The 16562-nt window shown below is 68.9% G+C and carries 17 protein-coding genes; 6 read left to right on the top strand and 11 right to left on the bottom strand.

What is annotated here, in order from left to right:
- Positions 1-2 precede the first annotated feature (2 nt).
- On the bottom strand, positions 3-209 hold the full coding sequence (locus KTN05_RS09795; protein ID WP_217329214.1) for a KTSC domain-containing protein: 207 nt from the start codon (positions 207-209) through the stop codon (positions 3-5).
- Between the two features lie 132 nt (positions 210-341).
- Here KTN05_RS09795 and KTN05_RS09790 point away from each other — a divergent pair, with 132 nt between their 5' ends.
- From KTN05_RS09790 to KTN05_RS09770, 5 genes are all read left to right on the top strand, one after another.
- Positions 342-905, top strand: a complete 564-nt coding sequence (locus tag KTN05_RS09790) for a DUF1269 domain-containing protein (RefSeq protein WP_217329213.1) — start codon at positions 342-344, stop codon at positions 903-905.
- Positions 906-990: 85 nt separating this feature from the next.
- Positions 991-1731, top strand: a complete 741-nt coding sequence (gene mtgA / locus KTN05_RS09785; RefSeq protein WP_217329212.1) for a monofunctional biosynthetic peptidoglycan transglycosylase — start codon at positions 991-993, stop codon at positions 1729-1731.
- 78 nt (positions 1732-1809) lie between these two features.
- Positions 1810-2511, top strand: a complete 702-nt coding sequence (locus tag KTN05_RS09780; RefSeq protein WP_371823325.1) for a glutathione S-transferase family protein — start codon at positions 1810-1812, stop codon at positions 2509-2511.
- Between the two features lie 13 nt (positions 2512-2524).
- Positions 2525-3583 carry a tRNA epoxyqueuosine(34) reductase QueG gene (gene queG, locus KTN05_RS09775; RefSeq protein ID WP_254368105.1) on the top strand — a complete coding sequence of 353 codons (1059 nt, stop codon included), beginning with the start codon at positions 2525-2527 and terminating at the stop codon, positions 3581-3583.
- Positions 3580-4524, top strand: a complete 945-nt coding sequence (locus KTN05_RS09770; protein WP_217329209.1) for a DMT family transporter — start codon at positions 3580-3582, stop codon at positions 4522-4524. The genes queG and KTN05_RS09770 overlap by 4 nt, the downstream gene beginning before the upstream one ends.
- A 4-nt stretch (positions 4525-4528) precedes the next feature.
- Here the strand turns inward: KTN05_RS09770 and KTN05_RS09765 are convergent, their stop codons facing one another.
- From KTN05_RS09765 to cysQ, 9 genes are all read right to left on the bottom strand, one after another.
- Positions 4529-5905 (bottom strand): hypothetical protein, encoded by a 1377-nt coding sequence (locus KTN05_RS09765; protein ID WP_217329208.1) that lies wholly within the window; start codon positions 5903-5905, stop codon positions 4529-4531.
- Complete coding sequence (locus tag KTN05_RS09760) at positions 5902-7608, bottom strand: beta-1,6-N-acetylglucosaminyltransferase (protein ID WP_217329207.1); 1707 nt, start codon at positions 7606-7608, stop codon at positions 5902-5904. Before KTN05_RS09760 ends, KTN05_RS09765 begins: the two co-directional genes overlap by 4 nt.
- Positions 7605-8630: a glycosyltransferase family 2 protein gene (locus KTN05_RS09755; protein ID WP_371823324.1), complete on the bottom strand. Its 1026-nt coding sequence runs from the start codon at positions 8628-8630 to the stop codon at positions 7605-7607. The genes KTN05_RS09760 and KTN05_RS09755 overlap by 4 nt, the downstream gene beginning before the upstream one ends.
- Before the next feature lie 16 nt (positions 8631-8646).
- Complete coding sequence (locus tag KTN05_RS09750) at positions 8647-9876, bottom strand: glycosyltransferase family 1 protein (RefSeq protein WP_217329206.1); 1230 nt, start codon at positions 9874-9876, stop codon at positions 8647-8649.
- Positions 9866-10882, bottom strand: a complete 1017-nt coding sequence (galE, locus tag KTN05_RS09745; RefSeq protein WP_217329205.1) for a UDP-glucose 4-epimerase GalE — start codon at positions 10880-10882, stop codon at positions 9866-9868. The genes KTN05_RS09750 and galE overlap by 11 nt, the downstream gene beginning before the upstream one ends.
- Before the next feature lie 5 nt (positions 10883-10887).
- On the bottom strand, positions 10888-11781 hold the full coding sequence (locus KTN05_RS09740) for a UTP--glucose-1-phosphate uridylyltransferase (RefSeq protein WP_217329204.1): 894 nt from the start codon (positions 11779-11781) through the stop codon (positions 10888-10890).
- Between the two features lie 125 nt (positions 11782-11906).
- On the bottom strand, positions 11907-13112 hold the full coding sequence (locus tag KTN05_RS09735; protein WP_217329203.1) for a glycosyltransferase family 2 protein: 1206 nt from the start codon (positions 13110-13112) through the stop codon (positions 11907-11909).
- 20 nt (positions 13113-13132) lie between these two features.
- Positions 13133-13933 (bottom strand): 3-deoxy-manno-octulosonate cytidylyltransferase, encoded by an 801-nt coding sequence (locus tag KTN05_RS09730; RefSeq protein ID WP_217329202.1) that lies wholly within the window; start codon positions 13931-13933, stop codon positions 13133-13135.
- Between the two features lie 4 nt (positions 13934-13937).
- Entirely contained in the window at positions 13938-14738 is an 801-nt protein-coding gene (gene cysQ, locus KTN05_RS09725; protein WP_217329201.1) for a 3'(2'),5'-bisphosphate nucleotidase CysQ, read from the bottom strand.
- Between the two features lie 201 nt (positions 14739-14939).
- Between cysQ and KTN05_RS09720 the strand changes: the two genes are divergently transcribed.
- A complete protein-coding gene (locus KTN05_RS09720) occupies positions 14940-15761 on the top strand; it encodes an ABC transporter permease (protein ID WP_217329200.1) in 822 nt (273 codons plus the stop codon).
- A 12-nt stretch (positions 15762-15773) separates the two neighbouring features.
- Here the strand turns inward: KTN05_RS09720 and KTN05_RS09715 are convergent, their stop codons facing one another.
- Complete coding sequence (locus KTN05_RS09715) at positions 15774-16412, bottom strand: alpha-ketoglutarate-dependent dioxygenase AlkB (protein WP_371823323.1); 639 nt, start codon at positions 16410-16412, stop codon at positions 15774-15776.
- Positions 16413-16562: the final 150 nt, after the last annotated feature.

Genomic DNA, 16562 nt, shown 5'->3' with positions numbered 1-16562 from the left:
GGTCAGTGCTGCAATTTCCTGAGGATCGGGTAGCGATCCCGGACGTAGTGGCTGAAGAACGCGCCATGCGAGCCGGCAGCGAGAAAACCGCGATAGACGCGTTCGGGGACGCCATCATAGTCGTAGCGGTCGCCCGAGCGGAACCAGACCGAAAGGACATCCCCGCTCCATTCGATTCGCCGGATCGCGGACGATTCGACGTAGGGCATCCTCCCGCTCCCTCCCGTGCTTCCCAAGGACAGGACGCGCCCGGATGCCGGCGGTTCCCGGCCGCCGTCCCGCGGAACCGGCTGGCAGGCCGGGGGGTTGGTCGGCAACTCCATCTTTCGGAAGGAAGCCTCATGTCCGACCTGATCGTAATCGCCTTCGACGACGAGGATGACGCCTTCGCGCTGCGCCAGGACATGATCAAGGCGCAGTCCGAATACCTCGTCGATCTGGAAGACGCCGTCGTCGTCACCCGTCCGACCGAAGGCGAATACCAGCTTCATCAGGCCAACAACCTGACCGCCGCCGGGGCGATCGGCGGCACCTTCTGGGGCGGGCTGATCGGGCTTCTGTTCCTGAACCCGCTGCTGGGCGCGGCGGTCGGCGCGGGCGCTGGCGCGCTGGCGGGCAGCGCCACCGATTACGGGATCGACGACGACTTCATCCGCGAGATCGGCAAGACCGTTCCCGTCGGCAGCGGGGCGGTGTTCATCCTGTCGCGCAAGTTCAACCTCGACAAGCTGCTGCCCCGGCTGGAGCGTTACGGCAGCCGCTCGCACGTGATCCAGACCTCGCTGAGCAACCACGACGAGGCGCGGCTGCGCAGCGCGACGACCCGCCATCATGGAGCAGGCGGCGTTCCCGCGGTCGAGGCCGAGGACACCCCCGCCGAACCCACGGCCCCGCCCCGGCTGTGACCCGGCCGCCGCGACAAGGCGCCGGCGCGCGCGCAGGGCGGCGCGGAACTTGACGCCCCGCGCGGGGGCGTGACAGGACGGCCCCATGCGGCACGTCATCCCCCCTGCCCCGCCGATCGGCGGGGCCGACGATCGGCCTGCGCCACCGGCCCGGCGGCGCAGGCTTGGCCGTGCCCTGCTGACCCGCGTCTGGCGTCCCGTCCGCTGGTTCGGGCTGCGGGTGCTGGCGCTGATGGCGGGGCTGGTGGTGCTCTACTGGCTCATCAACCCGCCGACCACCTGGACCATCGTCTCGGCGGGCGAGACCGCGCCGCGCGAATGGGTGCGGATGGACGACATCGCCCCCGTGGTCGCCCGCTCGGTCGTGGCTGCCGAAGACGCGAATTTCTGTCTCCACTGGGGCTTCGACATGACCGAGATCCGGCACGTCATCGCCGCGGGATCATCGCGCGGCGCGTCCACCATCACCCAGCAGACGGCCAAGAACGTCTATCTGTGGCAAGGGCGAAGCTGGGTCCGCAAGCTGCTGGAGACCGCCTACACCCCGATGATCGAGGCGGTCTGGTCCAAGCGGCGGGTCCTTGAGGTGTATCTGAACGTGGCCGAGTTCGGCCCCGGCATCTTCGGCATCGACGCCGCCGCGCGCGCGCATTTCGGGACCACGCCGGACAAGCTGTCGGCGCGGCAGGCCGCCGCGCTGGCCGCCGTCCTGCCCGCGCCCAAGACCCGCGCGCCGAAGACCGGCTCGGCCCGCGCCCGCGCGATCGCGGACGGCGCGGCGACGATCAACGCAGATGGCCGCGCCGCCTGTTTCCAGCGCGATTGATCGCCGCCTCCGCGCCCTGCGGTTGAAACGCGGGCGTCCGGCGCGTATCACCGGCCAGTCCCGCTGAAAGCCCGTTGCATGTCCATGTCCGCTTCCCCCGTTTCCGCACCCGCGACCCCGCGCCTTTACCACATCACGCTGTCCCCCTTCTGCCGCAAGGTGCGGCTGGTGCTGGCCGAGAAGCGGATCGAGGTCGAGCTGGTCGAGGAACGCTATTGGGAGGCCGGGTCCGAGATCTTCAAGCGCAACCCGGCGGGCAAGATCCCGGTGCTGCGGCTGGACGGGCGGCTGATGGCCGAAAGCCAGGCGATCTGCGAATATCTCGACGAGACGGTCCCGAGCCCGCCGCTGATGCCGACCGGGGCGCTGGACCGCTATGAGGTGCGGCGCCTCTGCACCTGGTTCGACGACAAGTTCAACGACGAAGTCACCAAGCCGATCCTGTCCGAGCGGGTCTGGAAGAAGGTGATGAAGGCCGGCTATCCCGACAGCAGGCTGGTCAAGAGCGGCCTGCGCGCGGTCAAGGATCACATGGACTACATGACGGTCCTGCTGGAGCAGCGCAAATGGCTGGCCGGGAACGCGCTGAGCCTTGCCGATTTCACCGCCGCCGCGCATCTGTCCTGCCTCGACTACATCTCGGACGTGGACTGGGACCGCTCGGCCACGCTGCGCGACTGGTATGCGACGGTGAAGTCGCGCCCCGCCTTCCGCAGCGTGCTGGCCGATCAGGTGCCGGGCGTGACGCCCGCGCCGCATTATGCGCAGCTCGATTTCTGAGAAAGGGGGGGCGTTGCCCCCCGCCGGCGATGCCGGCTCCCCCCAGGATATTTGGGCGAAGAAGAATGCGCTGGTGGCGCAGGCGCTGGCCGAGGGGTTCACCGCCGCGCGCGTGACGACGCCGGACGCGATCCCGCAGGCGGCGGGGCGGCTGGCGGAGTATGTCGCGAAGGGGCGGCACGGGCAGATGGGGTGGATGGCCGAGCGCATGGGCTGGCGCGGCGATCCGGCAGCGCTGTGGCCGCAGGCGCGATCGGTGGTGATGCTGGCCGAGGCCTATACCCCGCCGCATGATCCGCGCGAGGATCTGGAGTGGCGGGAGCGGGGCGCGGTCAGCGTCTATGCGCAGGGCAAGGATTACCACGACATCGTCAAGGCGCGGCTGAAGCGCGTCGGGCGCTGGCTGATCGAGCAGTTCGGCGGCGAGATCAAGGTTTTCGTGGATACGGCCCCGGTGATGGAAAAGCCGCTGGCGCAGGCGGCGGGCCTCGGCTGGCAGGGCAAGCACACCAATCTGCTGTCGCGCGATCTGGGCAACTGGTTCTTTCTGGGCGCGATCTTCACCACGCTGGAACTGCCGCCCGACGCGCCGGAGGCGGAGCATTGCGGCAGTTGCCGGGCCTGTCTGGACGCCTGCCCGACCGGCGCGTTTCCCGCGCCGTTCCAGCTGGATGCGCGGCGCTGCATTTCCTACCTGACGATCGAGCACAAGGGGCCGGTGGACCCGGAACTGCGGCCCATGCTGGGCAACCGGATCTATGGCTGCGACGATTGTCTTGCCGCCTGCCCGTGGAACAAGTTCGCCGTTCAGGCGAGCGAGATGCGCTATCACGGGCCGCATCGCGCGCCGCCGTTGGCGGAGCTTGCGGCGTTGGATGATGCGGGCTTCCGGGCGCGGTTTTCCGGCAGTCCGATCAAGCGGATCGGGCGCGACCGGATGGTGCGGAACGTGCTTTACGCGATCGGCAACAGCGGCCTGCGCGAGTTGCGGCCCATCGCCGAAGGGCTGACCGGCGATCCCGATCCGGCGGTGGCCGATGCCGCCCGCTGGGCCGCCCGGCGGCTTGCATGACGCCCCACGGACTGCCCGCCCCCAGTCCTCTGCGCGGCATCCTGCTGAAGCTCGGCAGCGTGACGGTGTTCACCATCATGGGCGCGATCCTGAAGGCCACCGCCGATGACGTGCCGGTGGGCGAGCAGGTGTTCTTCCGCTCGTTCTTCGCCATTCCGGTGATCCTGTTCTGGCTGGCGCTGAACGGCGAGCTTGGCGTCGGGCTGCGGACCGCCCGGCCGATGAGCCATTTCTATCGCGGCATCGCCGGAACAGTGTCCATGGTCTGCATCTTCAGCGGGCTCGGCCTGCTGCCCTTCCCCGAGGCCACCGCCCTCGGTTACGCCATGCCGCTGCTGACGGTGATCTTCGCCGGCATGTTCCTGAACGAGCGCGTCGGCCTCTTCCGGCTTAGCATGGTGGGGCTGGGGCTGATCGGGGTGCTGATCGTGCTGTCGCCGCAGCTTCGCGGCACGGGGGACGGCGTCTCCACCGCCGAAAAGCTGGGCGCGGTGCTGACGCTGTCAGGCGCGGCCTTTGCGGCGATGGCGCATATCTTCATCCGCAAGATGGTCGCGCAGGAACGGACCTCGGCCATCGTGTTCTGGTTCTCGGTGACGTCTTCGGTTCTGTCGCTGGTCACGCTGCCCTTCGACTGGGTGCTGCCCGGTCTGGAAACCGGCGCGCTGCTGGTCGCGGCGGGGTTGATGGGCGGGCTTGCGCAGATCCTCGTGACCTCGGCCTATCGCTATGCGGATGCCTCGGTGGTGGCGCCGTTCGACTATGCCTCGATGATCCTCGCGCTCGGGATCGGCTGGTTCGTGTTCGGCGAGGCGGCGACGGCGACGATGCTGCTGGGCGCGGGGGTCATCATCGCGGCGGGAATCACGATCATCTGGCGCGAGCGCCAGCTGGGCCTGGAGCGGGCGCGGGCGCGCAAGGTGATGACACCGCAGGGGTGACGGCTCAGGGCCGGTCGGAGAAGCCGAAGGCGACGTAATCGCGCAGATAGGCCGCCTTGGCCGCCTTGCGCAGCGCCGGATCATCCAGCAGCGCGGGACCCGCCTCGGCCTTCGGCGGAGCCGCGTCGATCCCGGCGGCGCGGGTCAGGAAGGCGAGATCGTCAGCCAGCCGGTCCTCGCGCGCGATCAGGTCGGGCGCGCCGAAGCGGGAAAAACCCGAGATGACCTCGGACTGGGTGGCCCAGCCGGGATGGGTCGCGAGCGTCGTCTGGCCGTTCAGGTTGCGGCGCAGGAAGTCGAGAAAGGCGGCGAAGACGCGGGGCTGATCCTTCACCGCGCGCAGCCCGCCTTCGGGCAGCGGGACGCGGTGGGTGGACCGCAGCAGCTCGCGCAGTTCCACGTTGCCGCCACCCGCGAGCGCCGCAAAGGCCGCCCAGGCGCGGAGCAGCGGATGGCGCACGACCGTGAAGCCGCGATGGCCGGGGCGCTGGCGCTTCCACTGGCGCAGGGAGTTCTGGTTGAAATCGTCGGTGACGCCGCCGAGGCCGCGAAGCCAGCCGCCCACCACATCGGACGGCCCGCCCTTCACCGGCATGAAGACCAGCCCCTTCCCTGCGCTCGAGCCCATGAAGGACGGCACCGCCGGTCCCCGGCGCGGCTCGAAGCTGGGCAGGCGGCGGGACTGGAACGGGTCCATCGCCGCCAGCGCGGCCTGCATCTCGTCGAAGTTTTCCACCTTGTCGGCCAGCTCGCGCGGGTTCTGGGGCACCTGGTCGCTGGCGGCTTCCACCCGATCCAGATCGGTGCGGCCGAGCCAGTGCATGAGGCCGGTCATCACGCCGGTGTCGCGCAGATCCTCGTAGCCGAGCCAGAAGGCCGACTGTCCGCTGACCTGAAGCCGGTGCAGGATCTGCAACTGGAACTGCTCGATGTCCGACATCGTGCGCCCGAACTCGGCCGCGTCGAACTGGATGCGGGCGGGGATCGGGGTTTCCGTCTCGTTCAGCTTCCACTGGTTCGTGGCATAGGCGAGGCGGGTGGACACGTAGCTGTCCAGCGGGTTGCGGGCCAGCACGACCTTGGCGCAGCTGTGATCGTCCATGATCGCGTCCAGGATGCGCGGGTCGTGGTCGTGGAAATAGCGGAAGCCCGTCAGGTTCGGGTGCGAGCGGATCGCCTCGAACAGGACCATCGGGTCGGCGTCGCGCTCGGCCATCGTCACGCCGCGCAGCTCGTCCTTGTCGGGCCAGCCCATCATGTAGGGGTTGAACGCCTCGCCGTAGCAGGTGACGCGCTTGATGGCGTTCAGCGTCGCCTCCAGCAGGTTCGACCCGGTGCGCATCTCGGCGAAGATGACGAAGCTGCGGAAGGGCTGGGTCATGAGGCGTCCTTGAGCAGGGGCGCGCGGGCCGTGCGCTGCGGATGGCGGAAATCGCCCAGCTTTCGCGGGCGCAGGCCGGCATTGCGCAGCCGGTCGAGGAAGGGGCGCATCCCGGAAAGATCCGCGACCTGCGGGTGATCCTTTGGCAGATCGGCCCCCAGCAGCGCGGCCAGCGGCGCCTTAGGGTCGGTGCCGACCTGCGCCAGATTCCAGCGATGCACGTCTGCCTTGACCCAGACCGAATCGAGGATCTCCAGGAATGCCAGTTCGCGCCGCTGGAAGATCGCGGCGGCGCGGCGCACATCGTCGAACGGCATCCCCGAATGCAGCAACGGCACCGCCCAAGCGCCTGTGATCACGAGCAGCCGCATGTTGGGATCGGTCGCCATGAACCAGTTGAGGCTCTGCCGGTCGCGCGGGCTGAACTGGAACATCTGCGGCCGTTTCGTCACCCGGATCAGCGAGGTCAGGAATCCCTGCGGGTCCAGATCGCGCACCGCCGGGCTGCCCGCCAACCCGCCGGGGCCGATCCGCCGGCCGGCGCTGAACTCGACCTCGTGTTCGGCGAAAAGATGGCCGTGGACATCGGCATCCACCTTGCCCGGCAGCCAGTCCGGCAGGCCGGGGTAAGCCTCGGCAAGGCCGTAGAGCACGGTGTAGGGCGCGGCGGTCTTGCCGTTCTCGGCGTCCTTTCTGGGAAAGCGGCTCTGCATATACAGCCCCGGCCGTCCCAGATTGCGGCGGGCGACGGCGCTGTCGATCAGCTGGTCGATCAGGTAGCTGTCGGGCTCCTCGGTCCGGCTCTGCGCGGGGAAGGCGGCGTAAAGCCCCTCGGCCCGCGGCCAGATCTTGCGGGCGACGAAACAGCCCGACTGCATCAGCATGTCGCGGTGATCGTCGTAGAAGACATAGGGTTTGCCCTGCGCGTCGAACTTGGACAGCGTCAGCGACCGGCTTTCGATCCCCAGCGTGTGCCGCCGGGCGAGCGTCTGGAAATAGCTCTCGTCGGGTATCCAGACGCGGTGGAAGAAGCGGTCGAACTCGGCCCGGCGCGGATCGGTCAGGATCGCCGCCAGCGTCCGCGCCGTCAGGCACCACCATTGCGAGCCGAGATGCGGCGTGATCCCCTGCGGAACCTTGCGCTTTATCTTCAGCCTGCGCTGAAGCTTCACATAGCGGTCGAACAGCTGGCGCTGGCGGCGGAACGAGAACGGGAAGCGCAGCGTGAACCGTTCCATGTCCAGCCCGCCGACCGCCCAGCCGACATCCAGCGCGTTGACGCTTTCGATGAAGTCGCGGCCGGGATGGCGGGCGAGATAGGCGGCCAGCTCATGCACCGGACGCAGCGGCAGGCAGGCCCCGGACGCGGTCAGGACATGGGTGGTGTCGGACGCCGAGGCGAGCAGCAGCTCGGCCGCATCCTGCGTTGCGGCCACCAGCGAGAAATGCCCCCATTCGCAGCGCCGGCGCGGGGCGAACAGGATGCCGTCGCAACCCTCCAGCGCGCGGCGCATCTCGGCCATGTCCGCCTCGGGCACGCTGGCATCGACGTGGATGGCGACCGTCGCCCCGCCCTGCTGCCAGATCCGCGCCATCCGCGCGGCGAGCGGCAGGTTCTCGTGGCACAGCATCACGACCCCCAGCCGCACGGGGCCGGGGATTGGTCCGGGCGGGACCGGGCTCAGATGGGCGGCCCGCGTCATGCCCAGTTCCCGCGCGAGATCAGCCCCAGATGCTCCAGCTGCCGCCAGCCCTCGTAGCGCGCGGATTCGGGGCACCAGAAATCGGGCTGGTCCTGAAGGGCGGCGTGATAGGCCCTGTATTCGCGGCTGTCGGCGTAGTGCTGGCCGCGGTCCAGCTCCTCGGCCGATTTCTCCACGAAGGTGGACAGGAACTTGGTATGCAGCAGGATGCCCGACGCCCGCTCGCCCCCGCTCTCGTCATAGACGAGGTTCAGCGAGCGGGGCAGCAGCATGTGGGTCGAGCTGACATACGCGTAATGGCGCGACCAGCGCACCAGCGGGATCTTGTTCAGCGCCGGAGACTTCTCGGGCTCGTCGGCGAAGAAGGCGCGGGCGCGCGGGCCGCCCTGAATCCACAGATTGCCGAACTCGCCGTTCTTGCGGATCATGTAGTTCGCCGGGTCGAACCACGACGCGATCTCCAGCGGGTTCTGGCCGGGCGAATAGGGCTGGTCGGTGACGGCGCCCCGCGGATACATGTCCAGCAGCATCGCCGGGAACGACCGGATGGCCGAGCTGTCCAGCCAGTCGGTCAGCGCGCGCAGCGGGCGCACGTCGCTGTGGGGATAGACGAGGATCTCGTCGGGATCGACGGTCAGGCACCAATGACCGGCGCCGTGGCGCAGCAGCAGCCAGTTCAGCCAGTCCAGCCCGAACCGCGCGTCCTTGTAGCTGGCCGAGGTGGTCCACAGCGACACGTCGGGCTGGCGGGTGAGGAACTCGCGGCTGCCGTCGTCGCTGTCATTGTCCACGAACAGGAAATGATCGACGCCCAGCTTGCGGTAATAATCGAGGAACCACGGCAGGCGCACCGCCTCGTTGCGCTGGACGACGAAGCCGAGGATCGCGTCGGGGGCAATCCCCGAGGTGCGGTCCATCACCGGCGTGAGCACCCGCCGACGCCGGATCGCGCGGGCGAGCAGATACTGCCGCTTGGCCCGCAGCTTGATCCGCCGCCGGTATCTGGTCCACCACTTAGGCACAGAGGCCCCCGTCAGGTCACTTTGCCGCGCTGATTACAGCATCGGTGACGGTTCTGAAATGGTCTGGCCACCCCGGAACGGGAATTCCCGTCAAAGTTTCGCGCGGGAGGCGAGCGATCCGCGCGATCTCCGCAGCCCACGGGGCCGGATCGTCGGGGGAAAGCCAGATCGCGCTGTCGCCCAACAGGGCGCGGGCCGGCGCCAGCGGGGCGCTGAGAACCCGTGTCCCCCGCGCCGCCGCCTCGGTCAGCGGCAGGCCGAACCCCTCGCTGCGGCTGGGCATCAGCAGGGCATGGGCACGTTTCAGCAGCGCGGCCACGGCGCCGTCGGAAAGGTCGTTGAACTCGCGGACCGGGCCGCCCGGCGGCAGCGCATCCAGCCGGGCGAAGGTCGCCGCGTTCTCCCAGCCGCGACGGCCGACGATGAGCAGCTGCGGCATGTCGGCCGCGGGCAGGTCCCGCGCCAGCATCTCCCATGCGCCCAGCAGCAGCGCATGGTTCTTGCGCGGCTCGATGGTCCCCAGCGCGACGAAGAAGGGCCGCGACAGGTCCAGATCGGCCGGCAGGTCCGCGGGGACCGGAGCCGCCAGCGTGGTGCCGATGGGGGCGACCACGACCGGCGCCCGAGCGGCTATCCCCAGCCGGTCCCGCCAGCGCAGCATGTCGTCGCGGGTGGCCGCGCTGATCGTGGCGATCACGTCGGCATGGCGCAGCACCGATACCAGCCGCGCCCGGAACACGTCCGACTGCCCGGCACGGGTCAGTTCGGGGTGGTCCAGCGGGATGGTGTCGTGGATCAGCACCGCGCGGGTGGTCCAGCCCAGCCCCGACAGCCACGGCTCGGTCAGGTTCGTATGGCCGACATTCAGATAGGCCACCGCGCCGGGCAGGCGGCGGGAAACGCCGCGTTCCAGGCCCCGTCCGCTCTGCGGCATACGCCGCAGCGCCCGCCGCGCCAGCACCCGCTTGGCGCGGGGCCGCAGGGCGGATTGCCGCAGCAATCGTTCCAGCAGCGAAACCCTGGGCAGGCGGGACAGATCGCCGTTCGCCCACGCCAGCAGATCGGCCCCGGCCTCCACCGGCAGCAGCATCTGCGCGGGGCCGAGCCGTGCCACCAGCAGATGCGGGCGGCCCTGAAGATGGGACAGCCACGCCGCCTCGACCCGGTCGATGCCGGTCAGCGGCCCCTGGCCAAGGCGAGAGATCAGCCGGGTGACGTCCAGCAGGAAGGCCGGATCATCCGCCATAACCGCCGGTCTGGTGCCAGCGCCACGCATCGCCGATCATCTGCGGCAGGGTGGAGCGTTCGGCCTTCCAGCCAAGCTCGGCCCCCGCGCGGCCGCTGCCGGACACCAGCGCCACCGCATCGCCGTCGCGGCGCGGCCCTTCGGTCACGGGCACGGCGCGGTTGGTCGCCAGCTTCGCCTGGTCGATCACCTCGCGCACCGAAAAGCCCGAGCCGGTGCCGAGGCAGAACACGTCCGCCCCGCCCGCCATCCGCGCCTCGCCCGTGCGCTTGCGGCCGTCCTTCAGCCATTCCAGCCCCAGCACATGCGCGTCCACCAGATCCATCACATGCACATAATCGCGCACGCAGGTGCCGTCGCGCGTCGGATAGTCGCTGCCGTTGATCGTCAGCGCCGGCCGCTTGCCGTCCACGGCGTCGAGGATCAGCGGGATCAGGTGCGTTTCCGGCTGGTGGAACTCGCCCACCTCGGCTTCGGGATCGGCCCCCGCCACGTTGAAATAGCGGAAGATCACGCTGCGCAGACCATGCGCCGCGCCGAAATCCTTCAGCATGTCCTCGATCGCGCGCTTGCTGGCGCCGTAGGAGTTCAGCGGCGTCTGCGGGGTGTTTTCGTCCAGCACCACGCCGTCATGGTCGCCATAGGTCGCGCAGGTCGAGCTGAAGACGAAATCGAGGCAACCCGCCGCGACCGCCGCCTCGATCAGGTTCAGCGAGGCGCAGACATTGCCGCGCCAGTATTTCCCCGGCTCGGCCATCGCCTCGCCCACCTGGCTCAGCGCGGCGAAGTGCATCACGGCGATGGGCTCGTGTTCGGCGAACACCTGATCCAGCCGGGCGCGGTCCATCAGGTCGCCCTGCTCGAACGGGCCGAACTTCACCGCCTCGCGCCAGCCGGTGCAGAGATTGTCGTAGGTGACGGGCACGTAGCCCGCAGCGGCCAGCGCCTTGCATGCGTGCGAGCCGATATAACCGGCGCCGCCGGTGACCAGAACCTTGTCGGGCATACGGCTTACTCGGCCGCCTTGCGCATCGCCAGCACGTCGTGAAGATACTCCACGAACTCGTCCCGCAGCTCCTCGCGCTCCAGCCCGAAGGCGACCGTCGCCTGCAGGAAGCCCGCCTTGGACCCGCAGTCGTAGCGCTGGCCGCGGAAGCGCAGGCCGAAGACGTCGCGCCCCGCCTCGATCTCGTCGGCGATGGCGTCGGTCAACTGGATCTCGCCGCCCGCGCCCTGCTTGAGCTTGTTGAGGTTCCCCAGCACCGTGGGCGCAAGGATGTAGCGCCCGATCACCGCGAGGTTCGAGGGCGGGCTTTCCTTGGGCTTTTCGACCATGCCGCGCACCTTGACGATGGCGCCCATGTCCTCCTCGACATCCAGGATGCCGTAGGATTTCGTCTTTTCCTGCGGCACTTCCATCGTGGCGACCATGCTGCCGCCGGTCTCGGCGTGGGCCTCGATCATCTGCTGAAGGCAGGGCGGATCGCCCATCACGACGTCGTCGGTCAGGACCACGGCGAAAGCCTCGTCGTCGTTGATGAGGCGGCGCGCGCACCAGACGGCATGGCCGAGGCCCATCGCCTTGTGCTGACGGACATAGGCGATGGCGCCCGATTCCATGTTGGTCTGGCGCAGCAGGTCCAGAAGCTCGTCCTTGCCGGATTTCTTCAGGTGGTTTTCAAGCTCGTGCGAGTGGTCGAAGTAATCTTCCAGCGCGCCCTTGCCGCGCGAGGTGACGAAGATGAACTCCTCGATGCCGGCAGCGCGGGCTTCGTCGATCGCGTATTGAATGAGGGGCCGGTCCACGAGGGTCATGATCTCTTTCGGGATCGACTTCGTGGCGGGAAGGAAGCGGGTGCCGAGGCCGGCGACAGGGAAAACGGCTTTGGTGACCTTGCGAATCATTGGAATCCAGCTCCGTTCGGGATGCGCCGTGGGACGGCCCTGTTATGTCACCTTTGGCTTAGCCAGTGGCGGGACCTGCCGCAAGCAGTCCACCGGCGTGGACGGACGAATCCCGCCGGTTCGTGTCAATCGGGCCATCCGCGGGTGCGCCCGATCCGCGCCGATTCGCGGGTAATGCGGGCAGGCAGACGCCAGAAGGCGACCGACGAATCGCCCGGCTCCGACGGCCCCCACAGCCCGCCGACCTGTTCCCAATACCCGGCGGAAACAAAGCGGGCGCGATGCGGCAGCATCGTGGGCGTGAGCAGCAGCAGCGTGACGATCTGCCCCTCCCCGGCGGCGCGGGTGGCCTGCGCCCGCAACCGGCCCGCCTGCCGGTGCCAGCCGGCAATCAGCCGCGCGGGGCGGGGGCCGGTGCCGGGCAGATGAGTGGCCTCGGGCGCTGTTCCCGTCATGCTGACCGGCGCAGGCGGCGGGACGGCAATCCCGGTCGCGCCCGCGTGAAAGCCCCGCAGCAGCGGCCCCAGTTGTGGCGGATCGAGCCGCCCCGCCACCATCAGCCGCAGCAGCCGCCGCCACTGCCGTTCGGCCGCGCGCGCCGGATCGCCCCCATGGCGGGCGCAGAAGATTGCAGTGGAGCGCCCGATCGCCCGCAGGTCGGTCGGCACTCCGGCGCCCGTCCGGCGCAGATCGCCCGCCCAGCCATGCACGACCTCGGCCCCCGGCACGATGGCTGTCAGGGCCTCCGGCCAGCGGGCCGCCATCCGCATGTTCAGATCGCTCTCGTCCAGATGATAGGCGAAGGCCGGATCGAACCCGCCGAGTTCCAGCAGCGTGGGCCGCCGAAAGGCGCAGTTCGTGCCGAGCGTGCTGACCGGCTCGCCCTGCTCAGGGCGCAGAAGCTGCATGTCCTGCCCCGGCGGAATGGTTCGGGCGAGGCCGTCGCGGGTCATCCGCTCGGCCCGGACCTGCCAGCCCAGGCCGTCGCGTCCGCGCGTGACGCCGGTCGCCGCCAGAACCGCAGGATCGGTGAAGGGCTCGGTCAACCGGGTGAGCCAGGTCGGCTCGGCCACCGCATCGTCGTCGATGAAGGCCACGATCTCGCCCGAGGCCGCCGCGATCCCCGCATTCCGCGCCGCCGAGATGTTGGGCTCGTCGAAGCTCACCCGCCGGATCGGCAGGTCGGGGCGCAGGTTCACCGACTCCGGGTCGGCGACCAGCACCAGTTGAAACGCCGGATGATCCTGCAACGTCAGCGCCTGAAGGCAGACGCTAAGCGCGGCCGGACGGTGGCGCGACACCACGATCACGCTGACCGGGGGACGGCCCACGCCCCCCGCGCCGCCTCGGGTCAATCCAGCCCCATGCGCCGCATCATCGCCTCGATCCGCGGCACGTCCTCGGGGTTGTTCAGCTCCCAGAACTCGCGGCCCCGCGCCTCGACCTCGACGCAGAGCACCGGGCAGCCCTGCTCCAGGAAGCGCAGCTGCTCCAGCCCCTCCAGCCGCTCCAGCCGGCCTTCGGGCCAGGTGGCATAGGCGGCGAGCGGCGCGAAACGATAGGCATAGACGCCGACATGGTGGAACACCGGGCTGGGGGCGCCGGGGGCGACGTCATGCGGGACGAAGGGAATGACCTCCTTCGAGAAATACATCCCCATCCGGTCCGCGCCAAAGACCGCCGTGGTGCCGCCGACGCGGCCATGGGCGCGGTCCTCCAGCAGATCGGCCCGCATCGCCCCGGTGCAGTTGAGGACCGGCGTGGCGACCTGCGCGTGAGGGTGTTCGCGCAGGCCCGCGACCAGTTCCTCGACGAACCACGCGGGCGTCAGCGGGGCGTCGCCCTGCAGATTGACGACGATCTCGGGCGTGATCCCCAGCGCGGCGACGGCTTCGGCGCAACGCTCGGTCCCATTGCGGCAGGCGCTGCTGGTCATCGCGACCTCGGCGCCGAAATCCCGCGCGTGATCCGCGATCCGCTCGTCGTCGGTGGCGACGATCACCCGGTCGATGCCGCGGACCTGCATGGCCGCGTCCCAGCTGCGCCGGATCAGCGAGCGGCTTTCCCCCGACGCGCCCGCAAGCCCGACCAGCGGCTTGCCCGGATAGCGGGTGGAGGCGTGACGGGCCGGGATGACGATGACGACGGACATGGTGTCAGGCCTGCGGTTGCAGCAGCACGCCGGGGGCGTAGGCGATGAAGAACGGGTTCTCGAACCCCGTCTTGCCATAGGTCAGGGGTGTGTGATCGTCGAAACGCACGACCTCGCCCCCTGCCCCGCGCAGCACGGCATCGCCTGCCGCCGTATCCCATTCCATCGTGCGGCCGACGCGGGGGTAAAGATCCGCCTCGCCGGTCGCGACGAGGCAGAACTTCAGCGACGATCCCGCGCTCGTCATGTCGCGGACGCCGTAGCGGGCAATGTAGTCGTCGGTCGCCTGATCGCGATGCGACTTGGACGCCACCACCATCAGTGCCCGGTTGTCCGGCGTGGGGTTGACGCCGATGGCGCGAACTTCGCCCGGCTTTTCCCCGAACGGACCCGTCTCCTCGACCGAGCGGCCGTCCGGCAGCGTATAGAAAAGCCGGCGCTTGGCGGGCGCATAGACGACGCCCCGCACCGGCACGCCATCCCGCACGAGGGCGATGTTGACCGTGAAGTCGCCGCGGCGCTGCACGAACTCCTTCGTGCCGTCCAGCGGATCGACGATCAGGAAGGTCGAGAGCGTCTGGCCATGGGTGTCCGCCTGCTCCTCGGTCACCAGCGGGATATCCGGGAAGGCCGCGCGCAGCCCGGCCGAGATCAGCGCATCCGCCGCCTCGTCCGCCTCGGTCACGGGCGAATCGTCCTGCTTGCTGCGCACCTCGAAATCGGGGCCATCGTAGATTTCCATGATCCGCGCCCCGGCTTGCAGCGCGAGTTGCCGCATCACGGCGGTCAATTCATCGAATTGCATGCGCTTTTCCTTTCATTCGGTGCGGATCGGCCCGCGCGGATACCCGGCCCGGCGTTGAATCGCAGGGCCACGCCCCTTATGATCGCGGCAACCATTCCGGGCAAGCGGGGCGTGTCCGACGCCCCGTCCGGGCCTCGCCACATGCCTGCCCTGTCCCCCATTCGGGCACAGCGGCAGCCCGACAGACGGAATGCCGCACGGATGTTCGTTCAACGCCGCAACCGCAACATGGCCGAGGCCGCGTTCACCACGCTGTCGCTGATCTATCACCAGACGGTCTACAACCTGCGGAGGACGCACAGCAACGCGGTTATCGGATTGGTGATGCAGGTGGTGCAGTCGCTGATCATGGTTGCAGGCTTCCTGGTGATGTTCGTCGTGCTTGGGATCAGGAGTGCGCCGCTTCGCGGCGATTTCATGATCTTCATCATGACGGGTATCTTCCTGTTCATGACCCACACCAAGGCAATCGGGAGCGTCTCGGGAGCGGGGTCGTCCGTTTCGCAGATGATGAAGCACGAGCCGCTGAGCACGGCGGTCATGATCACTGCTGCCGGGCTCGCGGTGCTGTATCAGCAGATACTGGCCTGCCTCGTGATCCTGTTCTTCTATCATGTGCTGTTTACGCCGGTGGAGCTGGAAAACTGGGTGGGCGTCGCCGCCATGTTCCTGCTGGCGTGGGGCTCCGGCTGCGCGATCGGGCTGATCTTTCTTGCGGCGAAGCCGTGGTGGCCGTCGGGGATCGGCATCATCAGCAGCTTCTATCAGCGCATCAACATGATCGCCTCGGGCAAGATGTTCGTCGCCAACGTGCTGCCGCCGATGATGCTGAACCTGTTCGACTGGAACCCGCTGTTCCACGTCATCGATCAGGCGCGGGGCTTCGCCTTCATCAACTACACGCCGCACAACTCCTCGATCACCTATCCGATCTACGTCACGCTCGGCTGCCTGATGGTCGGGCTGATGATCGAGTTCGTCACCCGCAACTCGGAATCGCTCAGCTGGTCGGCGCGGTCCTGATCGCGAGGGGCGTCAGCCCGCGACGCGCAAGGTCAGATTGACGCGTCCGCCGCCGGGCACGAGGGCGGAGCTGCCCGGCTCGATCCGGTCGATGCCGTGGAAGATCAGCCGCGATTCCCCGCGCAGCACCATCACGTCACCCGAGTCCAGCCAGACGCTATCGGTGCGCCCTCCCCGCTCGGTCCCGCCCGCCCGGAAAAGCGCCCGGTCGCCGAGGCTGACCGAGACGACCGGGCACGAGAGGTCCGCCTCGTCCTTGTCCTGATGCAGCCCCATCCGGGCGCTGCCGCGATAGAGATTGACGAGGCAGCTGTCGGGCCGCCCTGCGCCTCCGGTGACGCTGTCCCACAGCGCCAGCAGACGCGGAGGAATGGGCGGCCAGTCGCGCCCGTCCGGCTGGCGCGGCTCATAGCGGTAGCCGCGCCGGTCGGTCGTCCAGCCGAGCGCGCCGGCCGAGGTCATCGCCACCGACATCGGCTTGCCCCAGCGGGTCACCGGCCTGACCGGCGGCGCGGCGTCCCAGATCGCCTGCACGTCCCCCATCAGCTCCGCCTGCGCCGCGTCGTCCAGACACCCTTGGAACAGCGGGATGCCGCGAAACACCCGAGTCGGACGCAAGGTCCCGGAAAATGGCTGTCCGATGTCGTTCACGCGGCGGTTCCGAGACGCTTGCAGGGCCAAAATGCCCTTCCTATATACCCCTTCGAAGCCGGCCGGGTAACCGGCCATCAACCCCAACGGGATAGGGTTCCGGGGGCCGCATATCGGACCCGCGACCCGCACCATCGCCGCAAGAAAGGT

Source organism: Paracoccus sp. Z118 (genome assembly GCF_019061185.1).
Classification (GTDB): Bacteria; Pseudomonadota; Alphaproteobacteria; order Rhodobacterales; family Rhodobacteraceae; genus Paracoccus.
Note: the sequence above shows the minus strand (reverse complement) of the source record. Positions and strands in the feature narration are given on the sequence as shown.

Bases quoted from the DNA above. Each gene is read 5' to 3' on its own strand.
- KTN05_RS09795 (WP_217329214.1), bottom strand. From the start codon at position 209: ATGCCCTACGTCGAATCGTCCGCGATCCGGCGAATCGAATGGAGCGGG.
- KTN05_RS09790 (WP_217329213.1), top strand. From the start codon at position 342: ATGTCCGACCTGATCGTAATCGCCTTCGACGACGAGGATGACGCCTTC.
- mtgA (WP_217329212.1), top strand. From the start codon at position 991: ATGCGGCACGTCATCCCCCCTGCCCCGCCGATCGGCGGGGCCGACGAT.
- KTN05_RS09780 (WP_371823325.1), top strand. From the start codon at position 1,810: ATGTCCATGTCCGCTTCCCCCGTTTCCGCACCCGCGACCCCGCGCCTT.
- KTN05_RS09770 (WP_217329209.1), top strand. From the start codon at position 3,580: ATGACGCCCCACGGACTGCCCGCCCCCAGTCCTCTGCGCGGCATCCTG.
- KTN05_RS09765 (WP_217329208.1), bottom strand. From the start codon at position 5,905: ATGACCCAGCCCTTCCGCAGCTTCGTCATCTTCGCCGAGATGCGCACC.
- KTN05_RS09760 (WP_217329207.1), bottom strand. From the start codon at position 7,608: ATGACGCGGGCCGCCCATCTGAGCCCGGTCCCGCCCGGACCAATCCCC.
- KTN05_RS09750 (WP_217329206.1), bottom strand. From the start codon at position 9,876: ATGGCGGATGATCCGGCCTTCCTGCTGGACGTCACCCGGCTGATCTCT.
- galE (WP_217329205.1), bottom strand. From the start codon at position 10,882: ATGCCCGACAAGGTTCTGGTCACCGGCGGCGCCGGTTATATCGGCTCG.
- KTN05_RS09740 (WP_217329204.1), bottom strand. From the start codon at position 11,781: ATGATTCGCAAGGTCACCAAAGCCGTTTTCCCTGTCGCCGGCCTCGGC.
- KTN05_RS09730 (WP_217329202.1), bottom strand. From the start codon at position 13,933: ATGTCCGTCGTCATCGTCATCCCGGCCCGTCACGCCTCCACCCGCTAT.
- cysQ (WP_217329201.1), bottom strand. From the start codon at position 14,738: ATGCAATTCGATGAATTGACCGCCGTGATGCGGCAACTCGCGCTGCAA.
- KTN05_RS09720 (WP_217329200.1), top strand. From the start codon at position 14,940: ATGTTCGTTCAACGCCGCAACCGCAACATGGCCGAGGCCGCGTTCACC.